The organism is Methyloversatilis sp., from assembly GCF_030696805.1.
GTDB lineage: Bacteria > Pseudomonadota > Gammaproteobacteria > Burkholderiales > Rhodocyclaceae > Methyloversatilis.
Genome location: NZ_JAUYRO010000112.1, coordinates 24,887 through 39,446, shown reverse-complemented (window position 1 = coordinate 39,446; position 14,560 = coordinate 24,887). Strand labels below are relative to the sequence as shown.

Here is a 14,560-nt window from a genome sequence, read left to right as displayed (position 1 = left end):
AGCCCCTGTGTAAGCCAGAGCGCCGCTCCCACAGGGAAGCGCCCACCGGGCCGGTCGGCCGAGTGTTTACCCCGCGATGTTCTTGTCCCTGAACCGGCACAGATCGGTGATGTTGCACTGGCCACACAGCGGCCTGCGTGCGGTGCAGGTATAGCGACCGTGCAGGATGAGCCAGTGGTGGGCGTGGTCCATGAATTCCTTTGGCACGACCTTGAGCAACGCCTGTTCGACCGCGATGACGTCCTTGCCGGGCGCCAGGCCGATGCGGTTCGAAATGCGGAAGATGTGCGTATCGACCGCCATGGTCGGCTCGCCGAACACGATGTTCAGCACCACATTGGCCGTCTTGCGGCCGACGCCGGGCAGCGCTTCGAGCGCGGCGCGGTCGTTCGGCACTTCGCCGCCATGCTTTTCCAGCAGCTGGTGCGATAGCGACACGACGTTCTTCGCCTTGGCGCGGAACAGGCCGATGGTCTTGATGAACGCTTCAACGCCCGCGACACCCAGGCTCACCATGGCTTCTGGCGTCGGCGCCGCGGGAAAAAGCCGGCGCGTGGCGACATTCACGCCCTTGTCGGTCGCCTGCGCCGACAGTACGACGGCGACCAGCAGCTGAAACGGCGAGCCGTACTCGAGATCGCTTTTCGGGTGCGGGTTGGCGGCGCGCCAGCGCTCGAACATCGTCTGGATATCCGCGCGCGCGAGCTTGCTGAACCGCCCCCCCATCAGGCCGACGCCGTGTCCACCGGAGCGTGCGGTGCCGCCGGACGAGCCGCAGCGGCGCGTGCCACCCAGGCGTTGCGCGCGGCGATCAGCAGTCCGAGCAGGATGAAGGCGCCGGGCGGCAGGATGGCGATCAGCAGGCCGTGGTAGTCGTCACCCAGCAGCATGAGCGCCTGCGCGCCCGGAATGATCATGTCGATACCCGAAAAAAGCGTACCCGCGCCAATCAGTTCGCGTGAGCCGCCCAGCAGCGCCAGCACCCACAGCAGGCCGACGCCCATCGCGGCGCCATCCCACGCCGCAGCCAGCGGCGAATTCTTTGCCGCAAAGGCTTCCACCCGCGCCAGCACGATGCAGTTGGTGACGATCAGCGGAATGAAGATGCCCAGCACCAGATACAGCTCGTGCAGCCAGGCGTTGAAGGCCAGATCAAGGCAGGTGACCAGCGCCGCGATGATCAGGATGAATACCGGGATGCGGATTTCGTACGGAATCAGCGTGCGCAGCGCTGCCACGGCGCCACTGGCCAGGGCCATCACCAGCACAGTCGCCAGCGCGAGGCTGACCGCATTGACCAGCGTATTGCTGACGGCCAGCAGCGGACACAGGCCGAGCAGCTGTACCAGTGCGGTGTTGTTCTCCCATAGGCCCTTGCGTCCGATGTCGCCGTAGGCCGTGCGTTCTTCAAGATTCATCGTGAGCCCGTCCTGTTTCGTCCAGCGCGGATTTTCGTGGGAACAGCGGATGACGGCCGCGGCCCTCACCCCCGGCCCCTCTCCCGCTGATGCGGGAGAGGGGATTGGTGGCCTGATCCCGCATCAGCGAGAGAGGTGGAGTGGTGGCCTGATCCCGCATCAGCGAGAGAGGTGGAGTGGCGGTCTGATCCCTCTCCCGCATCAGCGGGAGAGGGTGGCGCGCAGCGCCGGGTGAGGGCAACGCGGGCGGCGCTGCACGCATCACTTGAACACCTCACCAGCCGATGCGCCGGTCGGCAGGCCGAAAAGCGCCTCGCGCGCCGGGGTGATCGCCGCCACGGCGCGGCCGGTGGCGCGCACCACGGCGCGTGGTGAAATCGTGGCGCCCGTCATGTAGGCGAAGTCGCCACCGTCCTTGCGTACCGTCCAGTTGGCCGCCTGCGCGGTGTCACGGCCGACGAACTGGGCGATCCACTTCGGTGTGGCACGGTCCTTGGCCGGGTCGATGTAGTCGCCCAGACCGGGGGTTTCCTTGTGCGCGACAACGCGCACGCCGCCCAGCGTGCCGTCGGCGCGCAGCGCGATCAGCAGGCGGATTGCACCGCTGTAGCCGTCGGGCGCCTGCGCTTCGAACACCAGTGCCACCGGCTCGGCGCCGCGCCGCGCGCGGTGCAGCATCACCGGCCCGGCGATGCCCAGCGCCGGCAGCGCCGGCAGCTGCACGACGTCGGTCAGCAGCGCATTGTCGTAGTCGCCCTGCGGCAGCACCTGGGCGATCAGCTCCAGCCGGCGCGCTTCGACCGATGCGCGGATCGGCTCGCGGGTGGCTTCGAAGGTGAGCGCCATCAGCGCGGTGAAGATGAGTGTGAAGGTGCCGAGCAGCAGGGCCGATCGAGCGGCGGTTCCCGCCGCACTGGCGGGTGGTGTCAATTCGTTCGGCACCGCCTCGGCCGGTGCCTGGTCGGCCGCCGGTGGCGCCGCCAGCGTGTCGCGCTCCGCGTCGCTCATCGTGCACCTCCGTCCGGCGGCTCGACCTTGTGGCCGAACACCGGCGGCTGGGTCTTGATGTCGATCAGCGGCACACAGATGTTCAGCAGCAGCACCGCGAAGGCGATGCCGTCCGGGTAGGCGCCGAAGGCGCGGATCAGCCACGCGATGAGCGCGATGCATGCCGCGAAGATCAGTTTTCCGCGCGGCGTGGTGGCGCCCGACACCGGATCGGTCGCAATGAAGAAGGCGCCGAGCATGGTGCCGCCGGCCAGCAGGTGGAAGGCCGGGCTGGCGTAGTGCGACGGGTCGATCAGCCAGGCCACGCCGGACACCAGCGCCATGGCGCCGAGGAAGGCGACCGGAATGTGCCAGGTGATGATGCGCAGCGCGAGCAGCAGCAGGCCGCCCGCGCCCCAGGCCAGCGCGACCCATTCCCAGCCGGCGCCGGCCAGGTGACCGAAAGCCGGTGACTGCATCACTGCGGCGACATCGGCGTTGCCGAGCAGTCCGGTGCGCAGCGCGTCCAGCGGCGTGGCGCCGGTCACCGCGTCGAGCGCGCGCTCCCCACCGAGCACCCAGTCGAGCTGTGTGGCTGCGTCGCTGCCCTGCAGTCCGGGCCATTGCGACATCAGCGCCGGAAAGCTGATGATCAGCACGCAGTAGGCCAGCATGGCCGGGTTGAACGGGTTCTGGCCGAGGCCGCCATACAGGTGCTTGCCGATGACGATCGCGAACGACGTGCCGATGACGATCATCCACCAGGGCAGCAGCGGCGGCAGGCACACCGCGATCAGCCAGGCAGTGACCAGCGCGCTGCCGTCGCCGAGCGCGCGTGCCACCGGGCGGTGGCGCAGTGACAGCATGGCCGCCTCGCAGGCCAGCGCGGTGGCGCTGGCGATCGCGATCTGCAGCAGCAGACCGATGCCGAACAGCCACACCTGCATCGCGATGGCCGGCAGCATGGCGACGAGCACGGTCACCATGACGCGGCGCACGCTGGTGTTCTGGCGGAGATAGGGCGAGTTGTACATCGGAGTCCGTGGTGGTCGGCGGGGCAGCCGGGTCGCTACTGCCCGGGGCAGTAGCGGGTCAGCTCAGGGGTTGTATGGGCTCAGGTAAATTTTGGGCTCACTCGGTCGGGGCGTCGCTCCCGCTCAGTTCCGATGCGCGCTTGCGGCGTTCCTCTGCCGCGTCGATCTGCGCCTTCTGGGCCGGCGTCAGCGCATCGGTGTTCTTCGCCGCGACCGCCTCCTTCTGCGCCCTGGCGCGCGCCATGGCCGCTTCGATCAGCGCTTTCTTCGGGTCTTCGGCGGCGGCCGGCGCAACATCGGCCGCGGGCGCCGGGCCGTCGGCCGGCTTGACCGCCGGCTTGGCGGCATTACGTGCGGCAAGCTTGGCGGCCTTTTCTTCCTTTTCGCGGTCGGCGCGCCAGTTGCGGAATTCGAAACGCTCGCGCGCCGAATCGGCGGCGTCCTTGTCGCGCTCGCGCGCCCAGATTTCGCTCTTGGCGTAGCGGTAGTAATCGACCAGCGGAATGTGCGAGGGGCACACGTAGGCGCAGCAGCCGCATTCGATGCAGTCGAACAGCTTGTATTCCTGCGCGCGGCCGAAGTTGCGCGCGCGCGAATGCCAGTACAGCTCGAACGGCTGCAGGTCGGCCGGACAGGCGCGTGCGCACTCGCCGCAGCGGATGCACGGCAGTTCCGGCTCCGGCGGCGCGAACAGTGTCGGCGACGAGGCCAGCAGGCAATTGGTGGCCTTGACCACCGGGGCATCGATGTTCGGCAGCGGAATGCCCATCATCGGTCCGCCCATGATGAGCTTGTCGGTGTCGGGCTTCAGACCGGCGGCGGCGAACAGATGCGAAATGGGCGTGCCGATGGCGACGTCGAAATTGCGCGGGCGCTCGACATTGCCGGCCACGGTGACGATGCGCCGGGTCAGGGCTTCGCCGTGCTCCAGCGCACGCCACACGGCCAGCGCGGTGGCGACGTTGAAGCACTGCACGCCGAAGTCGGTCGAGCGGCTGCCGTGCGGTACCTCGATGCCGGTCAACACGCGGATCAACTGCTTGGCACCGCCAGCCGGGTAGCGCGTCGGCACCACGACGACTTCGAGCGAGGCGTTGCCAAGCGCCCGTGCGGCGGCTTTCAGCGCGGTGGCGGCTTCCGGCTTGTTGTCTTCGAGCGCCACGAGCACCTGCTTCGCTGCCAGCATGCGCTGCATGATCAGCGCGCCGCGCAGGATGTTTTCCGGCTCGGTGCGCATCAGCATGTCGTCGCAGGTGATGAAGGGCTCGCACTCGGCGCCGTTGATCACCAGCGTGTCGGTGTGACCCGACTTGCCGGGGTTGAGCTTCAGATGGCTCGGAAACACTGCGCCGCCGAGACCGACCACGCCGGCATCGCGCAGGAAGTCGCGTATTTCGCCCGGCGCGGCGGCATGCCAGTCGAAAGGCTCGCGCTCGATCGCAGTGTCCAGCCCGTCCGGTTCGATCACCACGGCCGGCGACGACAGGCCCGACGCATGCGGCATCGGCCGCGGCTCGATGGCGACCACGCGGCCGGACGTGGGCGCATGCACCGCGCTCGATACATTGCCGTCGGGCGCGCCGATGCGCTGGCCGCCCAGCACCGTGCTACCCACGGTCACCAGCGGTCGCGGCGTGCCGCCTATGTGCTGGTGCAGCGGAATGACGAGCTGCGGCGGCAGCGCCAGGCGGGCGATCGGCTCGCGCGTCGATGCCGACTTGTTCGGATCGGGCTTGACGCCGCCGTTGAACGAAAAGAGCTTGTTCAGCATGTCAGGCCGCTTCCTTCGCCGGTAGCGTTGCCGGTTGCACCTTCAGTTCGAACACCGGGTAGCGCCATTTCCAGCTCTCGACCGTTTCGGTCACCGGCACCATGTCGATGCAGTCGGCCGGGCAGGGCGGCACGCACAGTTCGCAGCCGGTGCACAGGTCGCCGACGATGGTGTGCATCTGCTTGGCGGCGCCGACAATGGCGTCTACCGGGCATGCCTGGATGCACAGCGTGCAGCCGATGCAGGTGGCTTCGTCGATGACCGCAACCGACTTCGGCTTCTCGACGCCGTGTTCGGCATTGAGCGGCTTGTACTCGCGCCCCAGCAGATCGGCCAGCTTGCGCACGCCTTCGTCGCCGCCCGGCGGGCACTGGTTGATGTCGGCGTCACCGCCGGCGATCGCCGTGGCGTAGGGCTTGCAGCCGGGGTAGCCGCACTGGCCGCACTGCGTCTGCGGCAGGATGGCGTCGATCTTGTCGACCAGCGGGTCGCCCTGTGTCTTGAACAGCACCGATGCGGCGCCCAGCGTCGCACCGAGCACCAGCGCCAGACCGGCCATGACAAGCAGCGCCGTGATCACGAATCCAGCCCTGCAAAACCCATGAAGGCGAGGCTCATCAGGCCGGCGGTGATCATGGCGATGGCGTTGCCGCGGAACGGCGCGGGAATGTCGGCGCCGTCGAGCCGCTCGCGGATGCTGGCGAACAGCACCAGCGCCAGCACGAAACCGGCGGCCGACGCGAAGCCGAACAGCAGCGATTCGAGCAGGTCGTGGGCCATCGAGGCATTCAGCAGCGGCACGCCGAGTACGGCGCAGTTGGTCGTGATCAGCGGCAGGTAGATGCCCAGCACCTGATGCAGCAGCGGGCTGGTTTTCTGGATCACCAGTTCGGTCAGTTGCACGATGGCGGCGATCACCACGATGAAGCTCAGCGTCGACAGATAGCCGAGGTCGAAGGGCTTCAGCAGGAAGGTGTCGATCAAATAGCTGGTGCCGCACGCCAGCGTCAGCACGAACATCGTTGCCAGACCCATGCCCACCGCGGTTTCAAGCTTCTTCGACACGCCCATGAAGGGGCACAGGCCGAGGATGCGCACGAACACCACGTTGTTCACCAGCGCGGCACCCAGCAGCAGATAGAGGTAACTCGTCATGACAGGGCGAAGGTTCGCCAGGGTTTACTGCACGTCGCGGCACACGGTGCGCCGCGAAACCGCTGAATTATCCGTTAGTGCAGCGCAGCACTCAAGCTGCCGGCCCCCTGCGTGGCCGGTTATGGCGGCAAAACCCGGTCCCGACCCGCTTCACAGAAAGGTCATCAGCCCGACGCTCAGCACGCCGTAGATCGCGATCACGGTCAGAAAGTAGTTTTCGTCTTCCGCCCGCGTGACCTTGCGACCCATCACGAAGGAGCGCGCATACACCTCGCCCTTCACGAAGGCGTACACGGTGTAGATCGCGAGTGCGACGCCGACCAGCTTGAACATGCGCGCCGCCCGCCCTACTTGAGCAGGCCGCTCAGCATGCCGAGCGCGTTCTGCATGGCGTCGCCTTCCGGCACCTGACCATTCGGCGTGATGCCATCGATCACCTGCGGCAGCAGCGCGCTCAGCTGGCCCGACACTTCCTGCGACGACAGCCCGAGTTGCTGCGCGATCTGGCCGATCTGACCGCTGCCGAGCACCGATTGCAGCTGTTCGGGCGTGATCGGCAGGTTCTGTCCGGTGCCGACCCAGGACGACACCAGATCGCCCAGACCCTTGTCCTGAAAGGCGGCGATCAGCCCCTGCAAGCCGCCGGTCTGCGGGTTGTTGATCAGGCTCATCAAGATTTGCAGCAGGCCCGAACCCTGCGCGCCACTCTGGCCGGACAGCGCGCCGGCAACCTGACCTGCGATCGAATCGAACAGACCCATGGTGTATCTCCGAAGTCATTGAGCTGAGTGATGGTGCGGGCCGCAGTGTAACGCCCTGCGTCCCGACCGCCGATACGGGCGACCGTTCCCGCCGCCTCACCCCATCAGGGCGCCCGCTTCGGCCAGCAGCGTGCGCAGCAGCCAGCGGTGGCAGTGCGCCTGGTCAGCGCAGTAGCAACCAACCGAAAAATCGGTGCTGTGCGACAGCGCCGCCAGCAGCGCGATTGCGTGCCGCGCTTCCGGTGCTGCCATTTCAGCGAGATAGCGTTTCGAAAACGCCGGCCACTGCGCAGGCGATGGATCGGCCTTCCACTGCTTCAGCGTGTCCGCGGAAGGTGCGAGATTCGGAAACCACAGGTCGTACCAGTCGCGCGCAGCGAGTTCGGACTTCGGCACGCCGCGCGGCGGCCGCCGCACGGTGCCCAGTCGCAGTCCCTCGCCGGGCAGGCGCGGGCTGCCGAGTTTCACGATGAATACTGTCACGCAGCGGTCATCCGGCCTGTCTGAACTGTGGCTTGCGGCGTGCAACGAAGGCCCGGACGGCTTCGGCGAAGTCGTCACCGGCGGCACTGCGGCCGAAGGCTGCGGCCTCGGCTGACAGCTGATCGGCCAGCGGCTGACCGGCCGCGCCGTTGCCGGCGTTGTTCAGCAGGCGCTTGATTTCGGAAAACGCATGGCGCGGGCCGCGAGCCACGCGGGTCACTTCGGCAGCAAGTGTTGCTTCGAAGTCGGCCACCGGCACGACACGCTCGACCAGACCAAGCGCTTTCGCCTCGTGCGCATCGAAGCGGCGCGCGCTCCACATCAGTTCGCGCGCCCGGCGCTCGCCCAGTGCGCGGCTCAGGAAAGCCGACTGACCACCGGCACCCGGCTGGGCCAGCGCGATGCCGGCAGTGCTGAACAGCGCGTCGTCGGCCGCGAGGGCGAAGTCGGACGCCAGCATCAGCGACAGGCCGTAACCGACGCAGTCGCCGCGCACCGCCGCGATGACCGGCTGGTGCGCCGCGCGCAGCGCGAGGATGACCGGATTGACCTGTTCGGCGATCAGCGCCTCGAACAACGCCTGCCGCGCTGCCGGGTCGAGCGCGAGGCTCTGCGCGAATTCATGCACGTCGCCGCCGGCACTGAAGCAGGTGCCGTCGCCGCGCAGCACGAGTGTTTCGCAGGCCGGATCGGCCAGCACCGCGTCGACCGCCAGCCGCAATGCACGCATCATCGCCGATGTGTAGGCGTTGCGCCGCGCCGGGCGCGACATGGTCAGCGTGGCAACACCGCCGTCGAAGCGCGTCAGGATGCGGCCGTCGCCGTCGGTATCTGTCTGTACGGTCATGATCAACCTCCCCGGGTCGGTCTGGATCGAACCATGTCAGCCGCGCCGAAGACGCCGTTCATACGGGCGCCCCGACGTGTTCGATTCATTCGTTCGGCTTGGCCAGGGCGTCCGTGCCAAGGGATGGCCTGTCGAGCGTGAATTCGAACACCGCGCCGACACCGACGCTTCCGCGCGCCCGGATGTCACCGCCATGGTGGCGGACGATGCGGTGCACGACGCTCAACCCTACGCCGGAACCGGCGTATTCGCTCGCCAGATGCAGGCGGCGGAAAGGCTCGAACAGATGACGGGCATAAGCCATGTCGAAGCCGGCGCCGTTGTCGGTTACGCGGTACCACTGCCGGCCGTCCTCGACGAAGGCGTCGATGGCCACGCGCGGATCCTCCACCTTCGCCGAGTATTTGCAGGCGTTGCCCAGCAGGTTCTGCCACACCTGGGCCAGCATCGCTTCGTCGCCGGTGGCGAATGGCAGATTGCCGATGCGCAGCGTGGTGCGGCCGGTTTCGCCCATCTCGGTCAGCAGCGCCCAGGCTTGGGCAGCGCTGGCCTCCATGTCGAGGCGCACCGGTTCGAGCGCCTGCTGTGCCGCACAGGCGAGCCGGGTCAGCGCCTCGATGATGTCGTCCATGCGGCGCGCGACACTGTCGATGCGTTCGGCATGCCGCAGCACCTTGTCGACGTTGCCCGCCTGCAGATCGTCGCGCAGCATGCTGGAAAAGCCGCGGATGATGCGCAGCGGCCCGCGCAGGTCGTGCGAGATCGAGGCCGTCAGCGTCTGCAGCTCGCTTTGGGTGCCCGCCAGCGCAGCTCGTGCCTGGGCCAGCGCTTCGGCCTGCCGGTGCGCCGACTCGGTGAGCGCGTCGTAGGCGGCACGCAGCGCATCGCTGTCGCGCAGCAGATCGGTGACGTCGCGGATGATGGAAAACACCTCGCGCGCGCCGTCCGACCGGAACTCCCCCGACGACACCAGGCATTCGCGCAGGTCGCCGTCGTTCCTGCGCAGGCGCAACGGCGTGCTGCTCACAGCGCCGTCGGTGTGCATCAGTTCGAGCAGCGTGTTCAGGCCATCCGGGTCGACGAAGGCGCGCAGTGCGTCGATCGGCTCGCCGATCAGTGCGTCCGCCTCGGCACCCGTGAGCCGGCACAGCGCGTCGTTGACGTCGAGCACCCGGCCACTGTGGTATTCGCTGATCAACATGGCGTCCGGGTGATGGGTGAAGGCACATGCCAGCCGGTCTTCGGCCCGCTGCAGTGCCTGTTCTGCTTCGGCGCGAAGGATGCGTTCGCGCGCGGTCTGCGCCGCACGGCGACGCAGCCGCAGTGCCAGCCAGCCCAGTGCGACCGCCGCTCCCGCGCCGAGCAGCATCAGGTCCATGCGTTGCGTGATTACGCGCGCCTCGAGCGCGCTGTGCTCCGCCGCGGCGCGATGACTGCTCAGCCACTTCATGCGCAGGGCATCGAGCTGGCCAGAGCGTTCGAGTTCCTTCAGCGCGTCATTCAGCACTTCGCGCAGCGCCTCGTTCTCCGGTGCCACCGCAAAGCCGTAATCCTGCAGTCGGAGCATGAAGTCGCTCGCCACTACCGCGTCGTACCGGCCGCTGGCCAGCAGCTTGTCGCCGTAGGCACGCGGCATCAGCGCAAACACGGCGCTGCCGTCGCGCAGCGCTGCGAGCGCAGCGGCGTGATCTGCAACAGTCACAAAGCGGTACTGCTCGCCGGAGAAGAAATTCGCACGGGTTTCGCGCATCGGTTCGCTGTCGGGCACGGCAATGACGCCGCGCGCCAGGTCGGCCAGCGATACCGGTGCGCCAGTGTCGCGACGGTGATAGATCGACATGGCCGGTGTGGCGTGCGCACTTGCGAACGCCGCCCACTGCTCGCGGCTGCGCGTGTGCGACATGGCAATCAGGTCCAGCCTGCCGGCCCGGAAATCGGCCTCGATGGCTGACCAGTCGTCCAGACGCGGGACGATGTCGAAACCCGTCACGCGCGCCAGTTCGGCGATCAGTTCGATCTGGAAACCCTGCGGCTGGCCGCTCTCGTCGATGAACTCGAATGGCCGGAAGTCGCGGTCTCCGCCGTAGCGCAGCGCATCGGCAAATGTCGCGCCGCACGCGCCGACGCAGAGCATGACGACAAGCAGCGGACGGATTGCAGAATGGAAAAGGCGGGTGCTGCGCAGGCCTGACGCCGGCAGGCAAATCCTCATCGAGTGCTTCGGGTGGAACCGGTGCGTCATCGCTTGAATCAAGTGGGCTGCGGCGGTTGCGGACTCATTCCCGTTGTGGTCCGGACGCCCTGCCGGGCGCAAGATTACAAGAGATCTCCCCAGCAGCGTCGTGCTGTGCGCGTCCGTTACGGGGTCTGAAGGGCGATCATTACTGAATCACTTATGAATTGTGGGGGTTGTTGGTGTGCGCTGGCAAGACGACAGTCATCCCGCATTCTGCGGGTTCGGCCAGTGTGGGTGTTTCATGACGGTTCTGTTGCGTTGATTTCGCTCACTCACTGCATCCTTGGCCACTGACCAGCGCAAAGCCCTATGCTGGAAGCAGATCGGCATCAAGGCGATGGTAAGGTGCCAGCAAGTGCATCAGCGCCCGAACGTATTGGAATCGTTTCGCGGCCGAGTGCACCGTTCGGTACGACACGCCGATCAGCACACCCCTGCAATGGCCTGGCGCCGCATACGGCTCAAGTGAGCCGGCGTTGTGGCCGATACTCACCCACGTCCCGATCGGTATATGAGGACATAGAGGAGATCACACCCAATGCAGGACACCCCCCGCGACATGGCGGTTCGCGAGCAATCGGCCTCTCCCGCGGTCACGGTCGCCCTGCGCGCGCTGATCGTCGAAGACAATCCTGTTGACCTGTGCGTGCTGCTCGTCCGCCTGAGGGCAGGTGGCTACGACGTCACGTCGGTGTGTGTCGAAACACCGGGTGAGTTGCGCGATGCGCTGGTGCGTGGGAGCTGGGACATTGTCATCAGCGACTACCTGCTGCCGACCTTCAATGGTCTGGACGCTCTGAATATCGTCAAGCGCTTTGACCCGGACCTGCCGCTGATCATCGTGTCGGGTGGCATCGGCGAGGACACTGCGGTCGCGGCGATGCGGGCGGGCGCGCAGGACTACCTGTTGAAGAAAAACCTGCAGCGCCTGCCGGCCGTCATCGATCGCGAGATGAAGAAAGCGGCTGCGCATCGCGAGCGGCTGGCTGCGAATGCGTTGCTGCGCGAGAGCGAACTGCGCCTGCAGAGCATCCTCGCCACCCTCGAAGACATCATCTGGTCGATCGATCTCAGGACGCAGCGACTGGTCTATCTCAATCCGGCTGCGGTCAATATCTACGGCGTACCCGCGGAGGCGTTCCTCGACGGCCGCATCGACTGGCTGGACATGGTCCACCCGGACGACCGCGAGCGCATGCGCCATTCGCTCAAGGATGTGTCGAAGGTCGGCAGTCTGGCGAGCGAGTACCGCATCGTGCGACCCGATGGCGAAGTGCGCTGGATACACGATCGCGCCCGCGTGGTGTGCAACGAATCGGGCGCGCGCGTGCGCGTCGACGGCATTGCACGCGACGTGACCGAGCACAAGTTCAGCGAAGCCAAGCTTTACCAGGCGGCAAATTTCGACGCCCTGACCGGCCTGCCCAACCGCGCCATGCTGAGCGACCGCCTCAATCGCGCGCTGGCCCGCCAGGCCGACGGAAAATCCATGCTGGCCGTGTTGTTCGTTGATATCGACCGTTTCAAGGTCATCAACGACAGCATGGGCCACGACGCCGGCGACGAACTGCTGCGCCAGATCACCGAGCGCCTGTCGCACGCCCTGCGCGCGAGCGACACGCTGGCCCGCCAGGGCGGCGACGAATTCGTCATCGTGCTGCCCGACCTGCAGCGCGCGGCCGACGCCGAAACGGTGTGCCGCAACCTGATGCGCGCCATCGAGCCGCCGGTCGAACTGCTCGGCCATCCGATCTACTGCACCGCCAGCATGGGCGTGGCGCTGTTCCCGACCGACGGTGCGGACGCCGGCACGCTGCTCAAGCACGCCGACCTCGCGATGTACAGGGCGAAGAAGGAGGGGCGCAACACGCTGCGCTTCTACAACCCGGAAGAAGGAGGCGCGGCCAACAACCGGCTCGAACTGGAGCGTGAATTGCGCGCCGCGCTGGCCAACGACGAATTCGAGCTGCACTATCAGCCCAAGGTCGATCTGATGCGCGACGGACGCATCGCCGGCTTCGAGGCGCTGGTGCGCTGGCGACATCCGCGCCGCGGCCTGCTGTCGCCGCTGGAATTCATACCGCTGGCCGAAGAAACCGGCCTGATCGTGCCGATCGGCACCTGGGTACTGCGCGAGGCCTGCACCCAGGCGCACATCTGGGTGAACGAATTCGGCCCGCACCTGCGCATGGCGGTGAATCTGTCGGCGCGCCAGTTCGCCGGCAGTGATCTGGTGGAAACCGTCACCAGCGCGCTGCGCGACAGCGGCCTCGACGCCGGCAATCTGGAAGTCGAGATCACCGAATCGCTGCTCATGCAGGACGCCGGGAAATCCGTACGCGTGCTGCGCCAGATCAAGGACATGGGAATTTCGATCGCGGTGGACGACTTCGGCACCGGCTATTCCAGCCTTGCCTACCTGAAGCGCTTTCCGCTGGACGTGATCAAGATAGACAGTTCTTTCGTACGCGACATTTCCGACGACCCGGACGACGCCGCGATCTGCGCCTCTATTCTCGCCATGGCCCACGCGCTGCGCATGGAAGTCGTCGCCGAAGGCGTCGAAACGGCGCCCCAGCTTGCCTTCCTGCAGGAACATCGCTGCCAGGTCATGCAGGGCTACCTGTTCAGCCGCGCGCTGCCCGCCGCCGAAGCGACCGCGCTGCTCGCCAGCGGTCGGCGCCAGCCGCTCAGCGGCTCAGCCGCTGCGCAATAGCCATCGGCTCCCCGGCCGACCCGTCGGCCGCTTCACCAATTACGCCCTACCGGAACCCTTAGGGCAGGTCGTCGACCAGCGGCTTCCACGGGGCCACCAGGCGGTGCTTGCTCCGCATGAAGCTCCGCGATCTGCACGACTGCAAGCGCCGGTGCAGGCTCATTGTCGTGGCCCGTGCCGGTCAGGCGGCACTGCGAACCGGCGGCCTTGGCTGCATGGCTCGATAAGTGCTTGGTCTGTGCTACGGGAGTGCTGCACATGGCGACGGCAGGTTCAGGCAATCTTGCCCGCACCACGTCGATCAACTGCTGATTCCATCGCGTCTTGCGCAACGCAAGGCCGGCCGCGCACCTTTGCTTGAAGACCTGCACGAACGACCCGGCCCGACCGGCATTTTCGCGGCAGGCTCTTTTGTCCTTCCACCGCTTTCGCCCCCGAAAGAACTCCCCCGCCCTGGCGCTCCAGCCAGCTGACGGGATCAACAGGACACGACATGACTGCCACCACCGAATCCCCCGCGTTTCAGCGCCTTGAAGCTGAAGGTCGCCTGCAAAAGCCCGCGCTCAAAGGCCCGACACGCCTGCCCGGCCGCTTCGGCTTTCGCGGTGAAATCACCGTGACGACCGAACCCCCCGTGTTGCTCAAGGAGACCATTGCCGTTGCGGACAACGGCGAAGCGACCCTTTCGTTTCTCGCGGGTTCGCTGCCGTCCTTCAAAGCGCTGCCGGCATTGATCGCGGCCCTGGGCCCCAGTATCAAGGCGGGCGGCAAGTACTTCATCTACGTGTCGGACCTCGATCGCGCATCGCGCTATCAGATCGAATTCGACGGCGTGTCGGTCTATGTACTGCCGATCGATGACACCTCGGTGTACAACGAACTGATCGACTTCCTGTACCTCGACAAGACGAAGATGAAGAAGATGGATACGGCCGAAAAGGTCGACACCATCGCCGACGGTGCGCTCAAGTACGCCCAGGTGTACGAAGTCATCACCTACGAAGAAGGACTGAAAAGACTCTGAACAGGCAGCCGCCCTGTCGGGTTGGCGACGCATGCATTGTCGCCAATCACGACAATCCAGCCTGAAGACCACGCGTGATCGACGCCGTGGTCGAGCAGCCGGCCGGGCGCCGGGCCGCAGCCCGCCAG

General features: G+C 66.7%; 14 protein-coding genes. 2 read left to right on the top strand and 12 right to left on the bottom strand.

Annotation, left to right across the window (positions count from 1 at the left end; translation table 11 throughout):
* Window positions 1-66 precede the first annotated feature (66 nt).
* From nth to Q8R75_RS17920, 12 genes are all read right to left on the bottom strand, one after another.
* Window positions 67-726, bottom strand: a complete 660-nt coding sequence (gene nth / locus Q8R75_RS17975) for an endonuclease III (protein ID WP_305627029.1) — start codon at window positions 724-726, stop codon at window positions 67-69.
* Complete coding sequence (locus Q8R75_RS17970; RefSeq protein ID WP_305611352.1) at window positions 726-1,418, bottom strand: electron transport complex subunit E; 693 nt, start codon at window positions 1,416-1,418, stop codon at window positions 726-728. Before Q8R75_RS17970 ends, nth begins: the two co-directional genes overlap by 1 nt.
* A 261-nt stretch (window positions 1,419-1,679) precedes the next feature.
* Window positions 1,680-2,426 (bottom strand): electron transport complex subunit RsxG, encoded by a 747-nt coding sequence (gene rsxG, locus Q8R75_RS17965; RefSeq protein WP_305611351.1) that lies wholly within the window; start codon window positions 2,424-2,426, stop codon window positions 1,680-1,682.
* Entirely contained in the window at window positions 2,423-3,439 is a 1,017-nt protein-coding gene (locus tag Q8R75_RS17960) for an RnfABCDGE type electron transport complex subunit D (RefSeq protein ID WP_305611350.1), read from the bottom strand. The genes rsxG and Q8R75_RS17960 overlap by 4 nt, the downstream gene beginning before the upstream one ends.
* Window positions 3,440-3,536: 97 nt before the next feature.
* Window positions 3,537-5,210, bottom strand: coding sequence for an electron transport complex subunit RsxC (gene rsxC / locus Q8R75_RS17955; RefSeq protein WP_305611349.1), 1,674 nt, complete (start codon window positions 5,208-5,210; stop codon window positions 3,537-3,539).
* A 1-nt stretch (window position 5,211) separates the two neighbouring features.
* The gene (gene rsxB / locus Q8R75_RS17950) at window positions 5,212-5,790 is read right to left on the bottom strand and encodes an electron transport complex subunit RsxB (protein WP_305611347.1); all 579 of its coding nucleotides are present in this window, start codon (window positions 5,788-5,790) and stop codon (window positions 5,212-5,214) included.
* Window positions 5,787-6,365: an electron transport complex subunit RsxA gene (rsxA, locus tag Q8R75_RS17945; RefSeq protein ID WP_069040029.1), complete on the bottom strand. Its 579-nt coding sequence runs from the start codon at window positions 6,363-6,365 to the stop codon at window positions 5,787-5,789. Before rsxA ends, rsxB begins: the two co-directional genes overlap by 4 nt.
* A gap of 150 nt (window positions 6,366-6,515) precedes the next feature.
* Window positions 6,516-6,698 carry a hypothetical protein gene (locus Q8R75_RS17940; RefSeq protein WP_305611344.1) on the bottom strand — a complete coding sequence of 61 codons (183 nt, stop codon included), beginning with the start codon at window positions 6,696-6,698 and terminating at the stop codon, window positions 6,516-6,518.
* A 14-nt stretch (window positions 6,699-6,712) separates the two neighbouring features.
* Window positions 6,713-7,126: a YidB family protein gene (locus Q8R75_RS17935; protein WP_305611342.1), complete on the bottom strand. Its 414-nt coding sequence runs from the start codon at window positions 7,124-7,126 to the stop codon at window positions 6,713-6,715.
* 96 nt (window positions 7,127-7,222) lie between these two features.
* Complete coding sequence (locus tag Q8R75_RS17930) at window positions 7,223-7,609, bottom strand: DUF488 family protein (RefSeq protein ID WP_305611340.1); 387 nt, start codon at window positions 7,607-7,609, stop codon at window positions 7,223-7,225.
* 7 nt (window positions 7,610-7,616) lie between these two features.
* Complete coding sequence (locus Q8R75_RS17925; protein WP_305611339.1) at window positions 7,617-8,456, bottom strand: enoyl-CoA hydratase-related protein; 840 nt, start codon at window positions 8,454-8,456, stop codon at window positions 7,617-7,619.
* A gap of 85 nt (window positions 8,457-8,541) precedes the next feature.
* On the bottom strand, window positions 8,542-10,668 hold the full coding sequence (locus Q8R75_RS17920) for a transporter substrate-binding domain-containing protein (protein ID WP_305611337.1): 2,127 nt from the start codon (window positions 10,666-10,668) through the stop codon (window positions 8,542-8,544).
* Window positions 10,669-11,230: 562 nt separating this feature from the next.
* On the opposite strand from Q8R75_RS17920, the gene Q8R75_RS17915 reads away from it, so the two are divergent.
* Together Q8R75_RS17915 and Q8R75_RS17910 are read left to right on the top strand one after the other, a co-directional pair.
* Window positions 11,231-13,408, top strand: coding sequence for an EAL domain-containing protein (locus Q8R75_RS17915; RefSeq protein WP_305611336.1), 2,178 nt, complete (start codon window positions 11,231-11,233; stop codon window positions 13,406-13,408).
* 493 nt (window positions 13,409-13,901) lie between these two features.
* Complete coding sequence (locus tag Q8R75_RS17910) at window positions 13,902-14,432, top strand: hypothetical protein (RefSeq protein WP_305611334.1); 531 nt, start codon at window positions 13,902-13,904, stop codon at window positions 14,430-14,432.
* Window positions 14,433-14,560 lie beyond the last annotated feature (128 nt).